We start from the raw sequence: 11930 nt of genomic DNA, 5'->3' as shown, positions 1-11930 counted from the left end.
CGCTGTCGCTAACGTGGCAGGACCGTCCCCCTGGAGGATCCGTGCCCCAAGATCCCACCGTGTCGGTCGTGATCCCCGTTCGCGACGACGCCGTCCCCCTCGCCGCTTGCCTGCGGGCGCTCGCCGCGCAATCGCGCCCCGCCGACGAGATCGTCGTGGTCGACAACGCCTCCACCGACGACAGTGCCGCCGTCGCGCGAGCGACGGGTGCCCGTGTGGTGTTCTGCGGCGAGCGCGGCATCCCCGCCGCCGCCGCGACCGGATACGACGCCGCGCAGGGCGACCTGATCCTCCGGCTGGACGCCGACAGCCTCCCGGCCCCCGGGTGGATCGCGAGCATGGTCGAGGCCCTCGCCGACCCGGAAGTGGATGCCGTCACCGCCGGCGCCGTGTTCCACGACGGCCCCGAGAGGCAGCGTCGGCCGATGGCGTGGGCGTTCCTCGGCACCTACACCGCGTTCGCGTACCCGGCGCTCGGTCACGCCCCTCTGTGGGGCTCCAACATGGCGTTCCGGCGGGCGGCGTGGGAGAGCGTGCGCGATCGTGTGCACCTCGATCCCCGCCTGCACGACGACCTCGACCTGGCGTTCCACCTCGGCGAAGACCACCGGATCCGTATCGTCTCGGGACGGCACATGCGCGTCTCCTCCCGCACGGTGCGACCGCGACGGTTCGCGAAGAGCTTCTCCCGCGGGATGGGCACCGTGTTCGCGCACTGGCCGCGCGAGATCCCGCCCCTGCGGTGGGCGCGACGCCTGGGCCGGCGCCGCTGATGGCGGCCGTGCTCTTCCCGAACGTCTCTGCCCCCGACCTGCACGTGATGAGCTTCAACGTGCGTCGCCGGTTCGAGCGGATGACGTGGCCGCCCGCCGATCGCTGGGGCCTGCGCAAGCAGCGCCTGCGCACGTTCCTCGGCGCGAATCGTCCGCACCTGCTCGGCTCGCAGGAGGCAATGCCCGACCAGGCGCGGTGGGTGCAGGAGTCTCTCGGCTCGACCTACGGGCGTGTCGGGCTCGGCCGCGGGCGCGACCGGGGTGGCGAGGGCACACCGATCTTCTACAACCGCGACCGGCTGGAGGTCGAGGACTGGGAGCAGATTGCTCTCTCCGACACCCCCGACGTTCCCGGGTCCACGGGCTGGGGAAACACGATCCCCCGCATCGCGGTGATCGCTCGGATGCGCGACCGCGCCACCTCGGCGCGCTTCGTGTTCGTGAACACGCATTTCGACGCGTTCTCGCGCCGCGCCCGACGGCACTCGGCGCGCTGGCTGAACGACGTCGCCGCCGGCGAGAGCGCTCCGTTGGTGTTCACCGCCGACATCAATGCCCACGTGCGTTCGGCCGAGCTGGCCGACATGTTCGACGAGGGCCGGCTGGTCGACACCTGGGCGTACACCCCGGTCCGCCGCACCGCCGAATGGGGCACGTTCAACAACTACCGTCGACCGAAGCTCGGCGCCCGCCGTATCGATGCGATCCTCACAACCCGCGACGTGGGCGTGCGCGGGGCGGGTATCGACCCCCGTCCGACGGGGACGAGCTGGCCGTCCGACCACCTGCCGGTGCAGGCCGTCGTGCGCATCCCGGTGGAGGCGGAGAGCCGATGATCGTCGCGATGTACGCCAACCTCAAGCGGCCACCGCGCACCCCCGTCGAGTGGACCGCGGATGTCGTGCGCGCCGTCGCGATCCTCATCGTCCTCGCGTCGCTGTTCGCACTGCCGGCCACCGACACCGCGGTGCTGTCCATGGCACTCCCCGCCGTCATGCTCTCGCGCATGCTGGGGCTGCGCTCCGGCCTGGACCTCGTGACGTGCGTCACGGTGTTCGTCGCGGCGGGGAGCAACGTCCTCGACCTGTACCGAGCGTGGACGGGATGGGACCTCGTCGTGCATGCCGCGTGCACGGGCGTGCTCGCCGCCGTCGCCCTGATCGTCCTCGAGGACTCCGGCGTCGTCGCGCCGACCGGTCGTCGCCGGACCCCGATCGTCGTGGCGACGATCGCGGGGCTCGCCCTCAGCGCCGTGTGGGAGATGGTGGAGTGGTTCGGCTACCGCTTCATCACGGACAGCATCTTCGTCACGTACGACGACACGATCGGCGACATGGCCGCGGGCGGGATCGGGGCTCTCGTGGTCGGCATCCTGGCATCCCGGATCCGGCTGACCCGGAGCGACCGCGCGGCGCTCTGACCGCGGGGTCGCTCCGGGACTGTGTCAGATGCGGCCAGCGACGTCGCGACCCACGAGGTCGCCGTCGGGGTTCGGCTCGCTGAGCTGCTCGCCTGCGGCGGTCGACTCCTCGAGCGGCGGCAGCGCCGCCTCGATGCGGGAGCCGACCTCGGCATCCACGTTCTTCCAGTACTGGACGGCCCGCTCGCGCACCTCGGTGCGAGTGACTCCCCCGACGTGGCCGGCGACCGTCTCGACGAGACGGTCGCGCTCCTCGGCCGACATCACGTCGCGCACGAGCGTCCCGGGCTGACCGAAGTCGTCGTCCTCAGGGTGCAGGGTCGCCGCCGAGCGGACGAGTTCGCCGTCGCTCTGCCAGCCGCCATCGCCCGTGCGCCGCGGGTCGGCCGCGGGGCCGCCGGCCGAGTTCGGCGCATACACCGGCACCTCGGGAGGGTTGTACTCGTACCGCATCGCGCCCTCCTTGGAATACGAGTGCACCTCGGTGTGCGGACGGTTCACCGGCAGCTGCTGGTAGTTCGTCCCCACGCGGTAGCGGTGCGCGTCGGCGTAGCTGAAGATGCGGGCCTGCAGCATCTTGTCGGGGCTGCCGTCGATGCCGGGCACGAAGTTCGACGGTTCGAACGCCGCCTGCTCGATCTCGGCGAAGTAGTTGCCCGGGTTGCGGTTGAGCTCCATCGTGCCGACCTCGATCTCGGGGTAGTCGCTGTGCGGCCACACCTTCGTCAGGTCGAACGGGTTGAAGCGGTAGGTCTTGGCATCCTCGTACGGCATGATCTGCACCTTGAGCGTCCACGTGGGGAACTCGCTCCGCTCGATCGCGGCGTACAGGTCGCGGATGTGGAAGTCCGCGTCCTGACCGGCGATGAGGTCCGCCTCGTCCTGCGTGAGCGTCTTGGGCCCCTGGTCGGTGTGGAAGTGGTACTTCACCCAGAAGCGCTCGCCGTCGGCGTTGATCCACTGGTACGTGTGCGAGCCGTACCCGTTCATGTGGCGCCACGAGGCCGGGATGCCACGGTCGCCCATGAGCCACGTCACCTGGTGCGCGCTCTCGGGCGAGAGGGTCCAGAAGTCCCACTGCATCGTGTTGTCGCGCAGGTGGCTGCCGGGGAGGCGCTTCTGCGAGCGGATGAAGTCCGGGAACTTGATGCCGTCCTTCACGAAGAAGACGGGAGTGTTGTTGCCGACGAGGTCGTAATTGCCCTCGGTCGTGTAGAACTTCAGCGAGAATCCACGCGGGTCGCGCCACGTGTCGGGGCTGCCCTGCTCGCCGGCCACCGACGAGAAGCGCGCGAGCATCTCGGTCTCCACCCCCGGCTGGAACAGCGCCGCGCGCGTGTAGGCCGACACGTCGCCGGTGGTGCGGAAGGTGCCGAACGCCCCGCCGCCCTTGGCGTGCACGACGCGCTCGGGCACGCGCTCGCGGTTGAACTGCGCGAGCTTCTCGATGAGGTAGTGGTCGGTCAGGGCGATGGAGCCGTCAGCTCCGACACTCTGGGAATGCTCGTCGCTGGCGACGGGCGCTCCGTTGTTCGCTGTGGTGGGGGTGGTCATGGCGCTCCTCACGTCGATTCGGCCGGGTCCTCCGACGCTACGTGCGCTCCCTCTGCCCTTCGACGGGTTGCGTTCGGCGTCCCGACGGCGTACGCCCCGTGTTCGGCTCAGCGGATGCCGCGTCCCTCCGGGTGCGCATCTGGGCGAGCGGCAGGGACAGCCGGTGGTTGCCGGCGAGGGTGTCTTCGTGGCGTTCGAGGAACGCCCAGTACGCCTCGGTGAACACCGAGTCCTTGGCATCCTGAGCCGACGTCCACCACGAGCCCATCTTCTGCAGGTACGCCCCGCCCGAGACATAGGGCTTGGTCGCGACGAATCCGCCGTCGGCGTACTGGCTCATGCCCATCACGTTGGGGACCATGACCCAGTCGTACGCATCGACGAACAGCGCGAGGAACCAGCGGTTCACCTCGCGCGGCGCGTAGCCCTGCAGCAGGAACCAGTTGCCGAGCACCATCAGCCGCTCGATGTGGTGCGCGTACCCCCACCGGTGGACGCGTTCGAGAACGGTGCGCACCGGGATCGGCAGGTCATCCGGGATCCCCTCCCCCGAGTACCAGTAGTCCTCCACGCGCCTCTCGAGGTGCAGCGCGTTCACGTGCTCGAGCTTCGGGTGCGCCCGGTACATGCCGCGCATGTACTCCCGCCAGCCGATCACCTGCCGCACGAACCCCTCGACGGATGCCAGCGGTGCATCCGTGCGAGTAACGGCGGCGATGACCTCGTCGACGGTGAGCAGACCGATGTTGAGCATCGGGGAGATCACCGCGTGGAAGAGGAACGGCTCGTCGGACTTCATCGCGTCCTCGTACCGCCCGAAGTCGCCGAGGCGCTCGGCGACGAACACGTCGAGCCATGCGCGCGCGTCCGCGGGCGTGACCGGCAGCCAGAAATCGGTGGCCTTCCCCGGGTGGTCGGGGAAGCGCTCGTCGACCTCGGCGATCACGGCCTCGGTGATCTCGTCGCGCTCCGGGCGCGGAAGCGCGGGGACGTCGAGTCCCTTCTTGGGCAGCGGCTTGCGATTGTCGGCGTCGAAGTTCCACCGCCTCCCCGCGGGCTTTCTCCCCTCCATCAGGATGCCGGTGCGCCGACGCTGCCAGTGGTAAAAGTCCTCCATGAGCGGCGTGGGATGCTCCGCGAACCACTCGTCGAGATCGTCCTCGGGGGTGTGGAAGAGAGCGTCGGGGAGGATATTGGTCTCGACCCCGAGTTCCGCGCACAGACGCCCGATGCGGTCGTCGACGGGGCGGTTCGGATCGCTCATCCACGTCAGCTCGTCGACCCCGTGCGCGGTGAGCAGTCCGGCCAGGGCGTCCGCGAACGTGAGGTCGTCGCCCAGCCCGACGCGTTGCACGGTGCGCCCCTCCGCCTCGAGCCGCGCCGCCGTGTGCCGCATGGCCGACACCAGCAGGACGATCTTGTGCCGGTGGTACGGCAGTTTCGCGAACCGCGGACCGGACTCGATGAAGAAGAACTCCTCGACGTCCGCGTCCGAGAACGCGGGGTGAGCGGAGAACTGCTGCGTCGCGAGGATGAGCGCGGCCTTCATGCGCGCCGCCGCTCTGCGGCCGCTTTCGCTCGGCATCCGCGCGAGCAGTAGAGGACTTCGTCCCACTGATCGCGCCCGCTCCAGCGCTTGCGATCCGAGAAGGGTCTGCCGCAAAAGGCGCAGGGCTTCGTGCGCAACGGGGGTCGTGCCATGGCGTCATGCTGTCAGCGCACACCCCGGCGGATCGGGGGCTTGCGGACAGCACACCGAGTGCTCTCACGCAAGGGTCGTGCGCGGAGCGGGCAGCTCTGATCGGGTGGATGCCATGACGTCTACACCCGACAGCACCCCCGACACCGCCGATCAGCCCGATGAGCTGGAGACAGCCGATGCGCCACACATCCCCGATGGCACCGACGACGATGGCGCTCCCGTGGACAACCCCTCCGGCGGCTGATCCCGGGCGCTTCGCTCAGCCGGGCAGGTCGAACTTCTCGTTCTCGGCGCGGGGTCGTTCACCGGTGACCTTGGATGTCACCAGGGCGATCGCCGTCGCGACGCGACCGCCGGCGCTCCCCCAGTACTCTCCGCTCAGGGCCGACACCTTCAGCAGGGTGATGTCGGGCGATTCGGGGCCGTCGGGGAACCAGGCCTCGACGCTCGTCGACCACAGTTCCTTCAACATCGCAGTGTCGTCGATCACCTCGGCCTCGCCCGCGAGTGAGAGCCACAGCCCGTCGGAGCTGAACGACAGACCCACCTTCGGATCGCGTCGCACGTGCTCGACGGCCGAGGCGTGCGTGCCGACGATGAACCACAGATCCCCGTCGGACTCGCGCTCCTGGACCGTGAGCGGGTGGGCGTGCAGGTCCCCTTCCTCGGCCCGAGTGGTGAGCATGGCGAAGCGGAACTTCTTCACGATCTCGTTGAGCTTCTCGAGCTCGGCGACGGCGTCGGACATGGGGTCCTCCTCTTTCCGGTGGGGCGCCCAGCCCACCCCTTCGACAGATCGCCCGCCAGCGGTTGACGTCGCGACGGAGATCTGCTCGCGACTGGATGCCGAAAAGAACGATGTGCCGAGAGCGCCATCCGTGCTACCGTGGAGTATTCGTTCTGGGACTTGCTTCATCGACGTCCGCCTCATCGCTGAGATGCCGGGCGCACGGCACCGAGCCGTGACCGATGCAATTCCCCCCTCATCTCCGCGCGCGTCGCGCCGATGCGGCTCCTCCGCCGCCCGCTTCGCGCTGAAAGCTTCTGTGTCTGTTCTGCTTCCCCCGCCACTGTCGTGGCGCCAGGCCGATCTCGACGTCTTCGTCGCGATGGCCGATTCCTCCTACGCCGGATTCGTCGGCGCCATCCCCGAGGGCTTCGAGGCCCAGGGTGCGCGCGGCGAAGATCTCGGCATCCATGATTCCGTCGACGAGGCCCAGTCCGCCGTCGACGCCCACCGCGTACGCACCGCCCTCCCGGCGTCGCGTGCTCCCCGTCCGATCCGCACGCGTCGGATCGGCGCCCACGGCCGCACCAGCGGCCCGAAAAGAAAAAGGAAGAACACGATGGCCACTGGCACCGTGAAATGGTTCAACTCCGAGAAGGGCTACGGGTTCATCGCACCCGACGACGGCTCGGCCGACCTGTTCGCGCACTTCAGCGCGATCCAGGGCAATGGCTTCAAGGAGCTGCAGGAAGCACAGAAGGTCGAATTCGACGCCGAGCAGGGCCCCAAGGGCATGCAGGCGGCGAACATTCGTCCCCTCTGAGCTCACGCTCCTCAACGGAGGCCGGGAGTGTCGCTACGGCGACGCCCCGGCCTTCGTCGTTCGCGCAATGCGGTATCCGCCGAACGATGAAGCAGTGTCCGAGAGGTGTCGACTTCCGGTGAGTATGCCGTGCATGGGGTCGTATACCGACGGCCTTATGGACACCCCCGTAGTGTGAGCCTCAGCCCGGGCATCTGCTCCGGCTCCCGACTACGGTCATCACTTCGAGGAGCATCTTCATCGCCTCCACCATCGTCGAGTCCCGTCTCGGCCCCGTTCGTCAGACTTACGCCGGCACCACCGAATTCCCCCCGATCGCGAAGGCCTACACAGAGCTGTCCCAGGTCGTTCGCGAGAGCGGACTCCTCGTCCGCACCCGTGTCTTCTACGCCCTCGTCGGCACCGCCATCGTCCTCGGCTTCGGCGGCGCGATCACCGGATTCGTCCTCCTCGGCGACAGCTGGTTCCAGCTCTTGATCGCCGCCGCGTTCGGCATCCTGTTCACCCAGGTCGCCTTCCTCGCCCACGAGGCCAACCACCGGCAGATCTTCGCCTCCGGGCGGGCCAACGACCGGCTGGCGCTGTGGATCGGCAACGGCATCGTCGGCATGAGCCAGTCCTGGTGGGCGACGAAGCACACCCGCCACCACGCCAACCCCAACCGCGTGGGCAAAGACCCCGACATCGAGATCGACACGATCTCGTTCCTCGACGAGGATGCCGCCACCGCGCGGGGCCTGCGTCGCTGGATCACGCTGCGCCAGGGCTGGTTGTTCTTCCCGCTGCTGACGCTGGAGGGGCTCAACCTCCACGCCCTCGCGATCCGCCACCTCCTCTCGCGCGGCGAGGTCAAGGGCCGCTGGACCGAGCTCGCCCTGATCGCGCTGCGCTTCGCCGTCTTCGTCGCTCCCGTGTTCGTGTTCCTCCCGATCGGGATGGCCTTCGCGTTCCTGGGCGTGCAGCTGGCGGTGTTCGGCGTGTACATGGGTGCCTCCTTCGCCCCGAACCACAAGGGCATGGCCGTCATCGCGCCGGGCGCCAAGCTCGACTTCTTCAGCAAGCAGGTCCGCACCTCCCGCAACATCTCGGGCGGCTGGTGGGCCACCTGGCTCATGGGCGGCCTGAACTACCAGATCGAGCACCACCTGTTCCCGAACATGCCGCGTCCGCACCTGAGCCGTGCCCGCGAGATCGTCCGCGAGCACTGTGCGACCCTCAACGTGCCCTACGTCGAGACCACGCTGCTGCAGTCCTACGGCATCGTCATCGCCTACCTGAACCGCGTGGGCCTCGCCGCCCGCGACCCGTTCGAGTGCCCGATGACCTCCGCGGCCCGGCGTGTCTGACACCCGCTTCGCCTGACGACGCCGCCTCCGGATCCCGGGGGCGGCGTCGTCGTTCGACCGGCCGGATCAGCCGCGGGCGTCCGGGTGCGGAGTGGGACACTCTCCCCCGGCCTCCGTCGCCTTCTCGAAATGCCAGCGCTCGTTGGCGTACGTCTGGCAGAGTCCCCATTCCCGCCCGCGGTCCCCGAGCCACAGCTGCGCATCGAGCGATCCGATGTCGACCGCGTGCCCGGTGACGTGGCTGGAGTCCTCGGGAGAAGCGACGTACTCGCGCGCCAGCTCCTCGCTGCCGTAGGTGCGGATCGCGTCGCCGAGGAGCCAGCGCTGGTAGTCGACGCTGCGCCACCCGCTCGTGACGTCGAAGACGATGCCGTCGACCTCCGCGGCCTCTTGCGCCGCGCGCAGGGCGTCGCGCAGGACAGGGTCGAGGCCCGTCATCGCGGGGTGCGTATCGTCCTCGACCCCGAGCGGCGCATCCGCGTCGATCATGCCGTCGGCCTCGGTCGGTGAGAAGGCCACGCCCGCCACGACGCGCTCGGTGAACGACGACGCCGTCGTGGATGCCAGAAGCGTGATGACAGCGAGGAGGATCAGGATCAGGCCGCCGGCGACCGCCGCGAAGACGAGACGGTGACGGTCGGCGCGGACGGGAACGTGCGACGGGGAGGGCATGGTCCCAGTCGACCGGGCGGGCCGTTGCCCGGGCGTATGCCGGCAGAGATATGCCGACGATACGGGGCCGCCGCGCGACGGTCAGTCGCCCGGATCGCGCGACACCGCGTGCAGACGCACGTCGTGGACACCGCCGTCGACGAGTGTGGCGGTCATGAGCGTGCACGACGGTTGACGTCGACGATCAGTCGGTGAACCGGGGTTCAGCAGCCGCAGACCGCCCGGCGTGACCGTGTCCCACGGGATGTGGCTGTGACCGAACACGAGCAGATCGGTGTCGGGGAACGCGGCATCCATCCGCGCCTCGCGCCCCGCGGCCGCGCCCGTCTCGTGCACGACCGCCACCCGCACGCCCTCGATCTCGGCTCGGGCCACTTCGGGCAGCCGAGAGGGGAGGTCGTCGCCGTCGTTGTTCCCCCACACACCGAGGACAGGCCCGAGGGCACTCAGCTCGTCGAGCACGCCCGCCTCGACCCAGTCTCCCGCGTGCACGATGAGATCGACCTCGGATGCCGCGCGACGCACCGCCGCGGGGAGCACCCGCGCGCGTTTCGGGACGTGGGTGTCGGCCACGAGGAGCAGTCGGGTCGCCATGACCCCACGCTACTTACACTCGCGATACACGTGCCCGCCTACGATGACGACATGCGCGTGCTGATCGTCGAGGACGAGCCCTTCCTCGCCGAGGCGATCCGCGACGGCCTCCGCCTCGACGCCATCGCCGCCGACATCGCCGGGGACGGCGACACCGCCCTCGAGCTCCTGGGCTACACCGCGTACGACGTGGTCGTCCTGGATCGCGACATCCCCGGGCCCAACGGCGACGAGATCGCCCGGCACCTGTCGACGCGTCCCTCCGCACCCCGCGTGCTGATGCTCACCGCCGCCGATCGACTCGACGACAAGGCCACCGGTTTCGAGAACGGCGCCGACGACTACCTCACCAAACCCTTCGCTCTGCGCGAGCTCGTCCTGCGCCTGCGGGCCCTTGCCCGCCGTCCCCCGGCCGGAGCCCCGCCCGTGCTCGAGCAGCACGGCATCCGGCTGGATCCGTTCCGCCGCGAGGTGTACCGCGACGGCCGGTACGTCTCGCTCACCCGGAAGCAGTTCGCGGTGCTGGAGGTGCTGATGGCGGCCGGGGGCGGGGTGATCAGTGCCGAGACGCTGCTGGAGCGGGCGTGGGACGAGAACGCCGATCCCTTCACCAACGCGGTGCGGATCACGATCTCGACGTTGCGCAAGCGCCTCGGCGAGCCCTGGCTCATCCAGACGGTGGCGGGCGTCGGCTACCGGATGGGCCCGGCCGATGCGTGAGCGCGCACCCGGTCTGTCCGTGCGCGTCAAGCTCACCCTGAGCTACGCCGCGTTCGTGGTCCTCGTCGGGGTCGCGGTGTTCGCGCTGGGCTTCCTCGTGCTGCGCTTCGTCCCGGAGGGCAACCTGTCCTCGGACAGCGGCGCTTTCACGCCCGCCCGCCGCGACCTGATGGAGGCGTTCGTCCGGTATGCGTGGCTGACCGTCGCCGGTCTCGCGGTCGTCGGACTCGCCGGCGGGTGGATGGTCGCGGGGCTGATGCTGCGCCCTCTCACCCGCATCACCGAAGTCGCTCGAGCCGTGCGCGACGGTGATCTGTCCCGCCGCGTCGACCTCGCGGGGCCCCGCGACGAGCTCACCGATCTGGCCGACACGTTCGACGCCATGCTCGCGCGCGTGGGCGAGACGATGGACGAGCAGCAGCGCTTCGCCGCCAACGCCTCGCACGAGCTGCGCACGCCGTTGGCGACGATGCGCACGCTGCTGGAGGTCGCACGGGCCGATCCGAACTCCGTGGACCTGGCGCTGCTCGTCCACCGTCTCGAGGTCACGAACGAGCGCGCCATCCGTCTCACCGAGGCGCTCCTGGCACTCGCTCGCGCCTCGCGCGGAGGCGAGCTCCCGCGCGAAGCGGTCGACATCGGCGGGCTGGTTGCCTCCGTCGTGGCGGAGGTCCGACCCGACGCCGAGGCCGCGGGAGTCGACCTGGCGATCACGACGCCGGCGGTCGGCATCGCCGCGGGCGACGCGATGCTCGCGCGCCAAGCGGTGGGCAACCTCGTGCGCAACGCCGTGATGCACAACGTCGCTCACGGCTGGGTGCGGATCGCCGTGACCGAGGACGTGGATGCCGTGGTCGTGGACGTCGCGAACACCGGTCCGCTGCTCTCCCGCGAGCTCGTCGCGACGCTCCCGGAGCCCTTCGTCCGCGGAGCCGGCCGCACCCGAGGATCCGCCGACGGTGCCGGACTGGGACTCGCCCTCGTCGCCTCGATCGCACACGCGCACCGCGGCCGACTCGAACTGTGGCCGCGAGAGGGCGGGGGCCTGTGCGCGCGCCTGCGGCTGCCGCGCTGACCGGGCACCGTCGGCACCGCGCCCCGTCACCGTCGCACGAGGAGGCGCCCCACGACGACGAGGATCGTCCCCACGAGCGCGCCGGCGGTGTTGGCCAGGACGTCTCCCGCGTCGGGGACGCGCCCCGGGATCACCGACTGCGCGGTCTCCACCCCCAGCGACACCGCCGCTCCCACGAGCACGGATGCCGGCGACCACCGCAGCGGCAGCAGCATCGCCAGCGCCATCCCGAGCGGAACGAAGAATGCGACGTTGAGCGCGGTGTCGGCATCCCCGCCGAGGAGCACGTCGTTCCAGCGCGGGGGCAGGAGAGCGAGCGCGTCGAGGAGGAGCGTCCTCGCCGGCCACGCGATGCTGCGGGGCGCCAGGGTAAGCCCGGCCACGGTGGCGAGCACGGCGGCGGCGACGAGAACGCGGGCGGTGGTGAGCGAGGGAGCGGGGTGATCGGACACGGGAGCCTCCAGGGGTCGGGGACTCCATCCGAACGGATCCGCCGTTGTGCTCGCGTCTGCGCGGAACGATAC

The 11930-nt window shown here is 69.9% G+C and carries 15 protein-coding genes; 8 read left to right on the top strand and 7 right to left on the bottom strand.

The annotated features are described in order from the left end of the window. Positions 1-41 precede the first annotated feature (41 nt). From LQV45_RS02030 to LQV45_RS02020, 3 genes are read left to right on the top strand one after another with little or no spacing between them, the layout of a single operon-like run. On the top strand, positions 42-773 hold the full coding sequence (locus LQV45_RS02030) for a glycosyltransferase family 2 protein (protein WP_230005504.1): 732 nt from the start codon (positions 42-44) through the stop codon (positions 771-773). Then, positions 773-1609: an endonuclease/exonuclease/phosphatase family protein gene (locus LQV45_RS02025; RefSeq protein ID WP_230005503.1), complete on the top strand. Its 837-nt coding sequence runs from the start codon at positions 773-775 to the stop codon at positions 1607-1609. The genes LQV45_RS02030 and LQV45_RS02025 overlap by 1 nt, the downstream gene beginning before the upstream one ends. Then, positions 1606-2193, top strand: coding sequence for a hypothetical protein (locus LQV45_RS02020; protein WP_230005502.1), 588 nt, complete (start codon positions 1606-1608; stop codon positions 2191-2193). Before LQV45_RS02025 ends, LQV45_RS02020 begins: the two co-directional genes overlap by 4 nt. 24 nt (positions 2194-2217) lie before the next feature. Here LQV45_RS02020 and LQV45_RS02015 read toward each other — a convergent pair whose 3' ends face one another. The 3 genes from LQV45_RS02015 to LQV45_RS35855 are packed head-to-tail and all read right to left on the bottom strand — an operon-like array spanning position 2218 to position 5448. Further along, positions 2218-3747 carry a catalase gene (locus LQV45_RS02015; protein ID WP_230005501.1) on the bottom strand — a complete coding sequence of 510 codons (1530 nt, stop codon included), beginning with the start codon at positions 3745-3747 and terminating at the stop codon, positions 2218-2220. A gap of 37 nt (positions 3748-3784) precedes the next feature. Continuing rightward, positions 3785-5296, bottom strand: coding sequence for a cryptochrome/photolyase family protein (locus LQV45_RS02010; RefSeq protein WP_230005500.1), 1512 nt, complete (start codon positions 5294-5296; stop codon positions 3785-3787). Then, a complete protein-coding gene (locus LQV45_RS35855; RefSeq protein WP_366001934.1) occupies positions 5293-5448 on the bottom strand; it encodes a DUF2256 domain-containing protein in 156 nt (51 codons plus the stop codon). The genes LQV45_RS02010 and LQV45_RS35855 overlap by 4 nt, the downstream gene beginning before the upstream one ends. 113 nt (positions 5449-5561) lie before the next feature. Here LQV45_RS35855 and LQV45_RS35615 point away from each other — a divergent pair, with 113 nt between their 5' ends. Next, positions 5562-5693 (top strand): hypothetical protein, encoded by a 132-nt coding sequence (locus tag LQV45_RS35615; RefSeq protein WP_290370194.1) that lies wholly within the window; start codon positions 5562-5564, stop codon positions 5691-5693. A gap of 15 nt (positions 5694-5708) precedes the next feature. On the opposite strand, the gene LQV45_RS02005 is transcribed toward LQV45_RS35615, so the two are convergent. Beyond that, a complete protein-coding gene (locus LQV45_RS02005) occupies positions 5709-6197 on the bottom strand; it encodes a pyridoxamine 5'-phosphate oxidase family protein (RefSeq protein ID WP_230005499.1) in 489 nt (162 codons plus the stop codon). Between the two features lie 598 nt (positions 6198-6795). On the opposite strand from LQV45_RS02005, the gene LQV45_RS02000 reads away from it, so the two are divergent. Both LQV45_RS02000 and LQV45_RS01995 read left to right on the top strand, forming a co-directional pair. Beyond that, entirely contained in the window at positions 6796-6999 is a 204-nt protein-coding gene (locus LQV45_RS02000) for a cold-shock protein (RefSeq protein WP_026095524.1), read from the top strand. Positions 7000-7238: 239 nt separating this feature from the next. Next, on the top strand, positions 7239-8345 hold the full coding sequence (locus LQV45_RS01995; protein ID WP_230005525.1) for an acyl-CoA desaturase: 1107 nt from the start codon (positions 7239-7241) through the stop codon (positions 8343-8345). A gap of 66 nt (positions 8346-8411) precedes the next feature. On the opposite strand, the gene LQV45_RS01990 is transcribed toward LQV45_RS01995, so the two are convergent. Then, positions 8412-9017, bottom strand: a complete 606-nt coding sequence (locus LQV45_RS01990; protein ID WP_230005498.1) for a M15 family metallopeptidase — start codon at positions 9015-9017, stop codon at positions 8412-8414. An 81-nt stretch (positions 9018-9098) separates the two neighbouring features. Then, positions 9099-9611, bottom strand: coding sequence for a metallophosphoesterase family protein (locus LQV45_RS01985; RefSeq protein WP_230005497.1), 513 nt, complete (start codon positions 9609-9611; stop codon positions 9099-9101). 51 nt (positions 9612-9662) lie between these two features. On the opposite strand from LQV45_RS01985, the gene LQV45_RS01980 reads away from it, so the two are divergent. Then, positions 9663-10331, top strand: coding sequence for a response regulator transcription factor (locus LQV45_RS01980; RefSeq protein WP_230005524.1), 669 nt, complete (start codon positions 9663-9665; stop codon positions 10329-10331). Beyond that, on the top strand, positions 10324-11406 hold the full coding sequence (locus LQV45_RS01975) for a HAMP domain-containing sensor histidine kinase (RefSeq protein ID WP_230005496.1): 1083 nt from the start codon (positions 10324-10326) through the stop codon (positions 11404-11406). Before LQV45_RS01980 ends, LQV45_RS01975 begins: the two co-directional genes overlap by 8 nt. Positions 11407-11432: 26 nt before the next feature. On the opposite strand, the gene LQV45_RS01970 is transcribed toward LQV45_RS01975, so the two are convergent. Further along, complete coding sequence (locus LQV45_RS01970) at positions 11433-11858, bottom strand: VanZ family protein (protein ID WP_230005495.1); 426 nt, start codon at positions 11856-11858, stop codon at positions 11433-11435. Positions 11859-11930: the final 72 nt, after the last annotated feature.

This window comes from Microbacterium sp. Bi128, from assembly GCF_918698205.1.
This window is presented reverse-complemented; position numbering and strand designations above follow the sequence as displayed.

Coding starts and splice junctions, on each gene's coding strand:
- LQV45_RS01980 (WP_230005524.1), top strand. CDS start 9,663: ATGCGCGTGCTGATCGTCGAGGACGAGCCCTTCCTCGCCGAGGCGATC.
- LQV45_RS01990 (WP_230005498.1), bottom strand. CDS start 9,017: ATGCCCTCCCCGTCGCACGTTCCCGTCCGCGCCGACCGTCACCGTCTC.
- LQV45_RS01985 (WP_230005497.1), bottom strand. CDS start 9,611: ATGGCGACCCGACTGCTCCTCGTGGCCGACACCCACGTCCCGAAACGC.
- LQV45_RS35615 (WP_290370194.1), top strand. CDS start 5,562: ATGACGTCTACACCCGACAGCACCCCCGACACCGCCGATCAGCCCGAT.
- LQV45_RS02020 (WP_230005502.1), top strand. CDS start 1,606: ATGATCGTCGCGATGTACGCCAACCTCAAGCGGCCACCGCGCACCCCC.
- LQV45_RS35855 (WP_366001934.1), bottom strand. CDS start 5,448: ATGGCACGACCCCCGTTGCGCACGAAGCCCTGCGCCTTTTGCGGCAGA.
- LQV45_RS02025 (WP_230005503.1), top strand. CDS start 773: ATGGCGGCCGTGCTCTTCCCGAACGTCTCTGCCCCCGACCTGCACGTG.
- LQV45_RS01975 (WP_230005496.1), top strand. CDS start 10,324: ATGCGTGAGCGCGCACCCGGTCTGTCCGTGCGCGTCAAGCTCACCCTG.
- LQV45_RS02015 (WP_230005501.1), bottom strand. CDS start 3,747: ATGACCACCCCCACCACAGCGAACAACGGAGCGCCCGTCGCCAGCGAC.
- LQV45_RS02005 (WP_230005499.1), bottom strand. CDS start 6,197: ATGTCCGACGCCGTCGCCGAGCTCGAGAAGCTCAACGAGATCGTGAAG.
- LQV45_RS02000 (WP_026095524.1), top strand. CDS start 6,796: ATGGCCACTGGCACCGTGAAATGGTTCAACTCCGAGAAGGGCTACGGG.
- LQV45_RS02010 (WP_230005500.1), bottom strand. CDS start 5,296: ATGAAGGCCGCGCTCATCCTCGCGACGCAGCAGTTCTCCGCTCACCCC.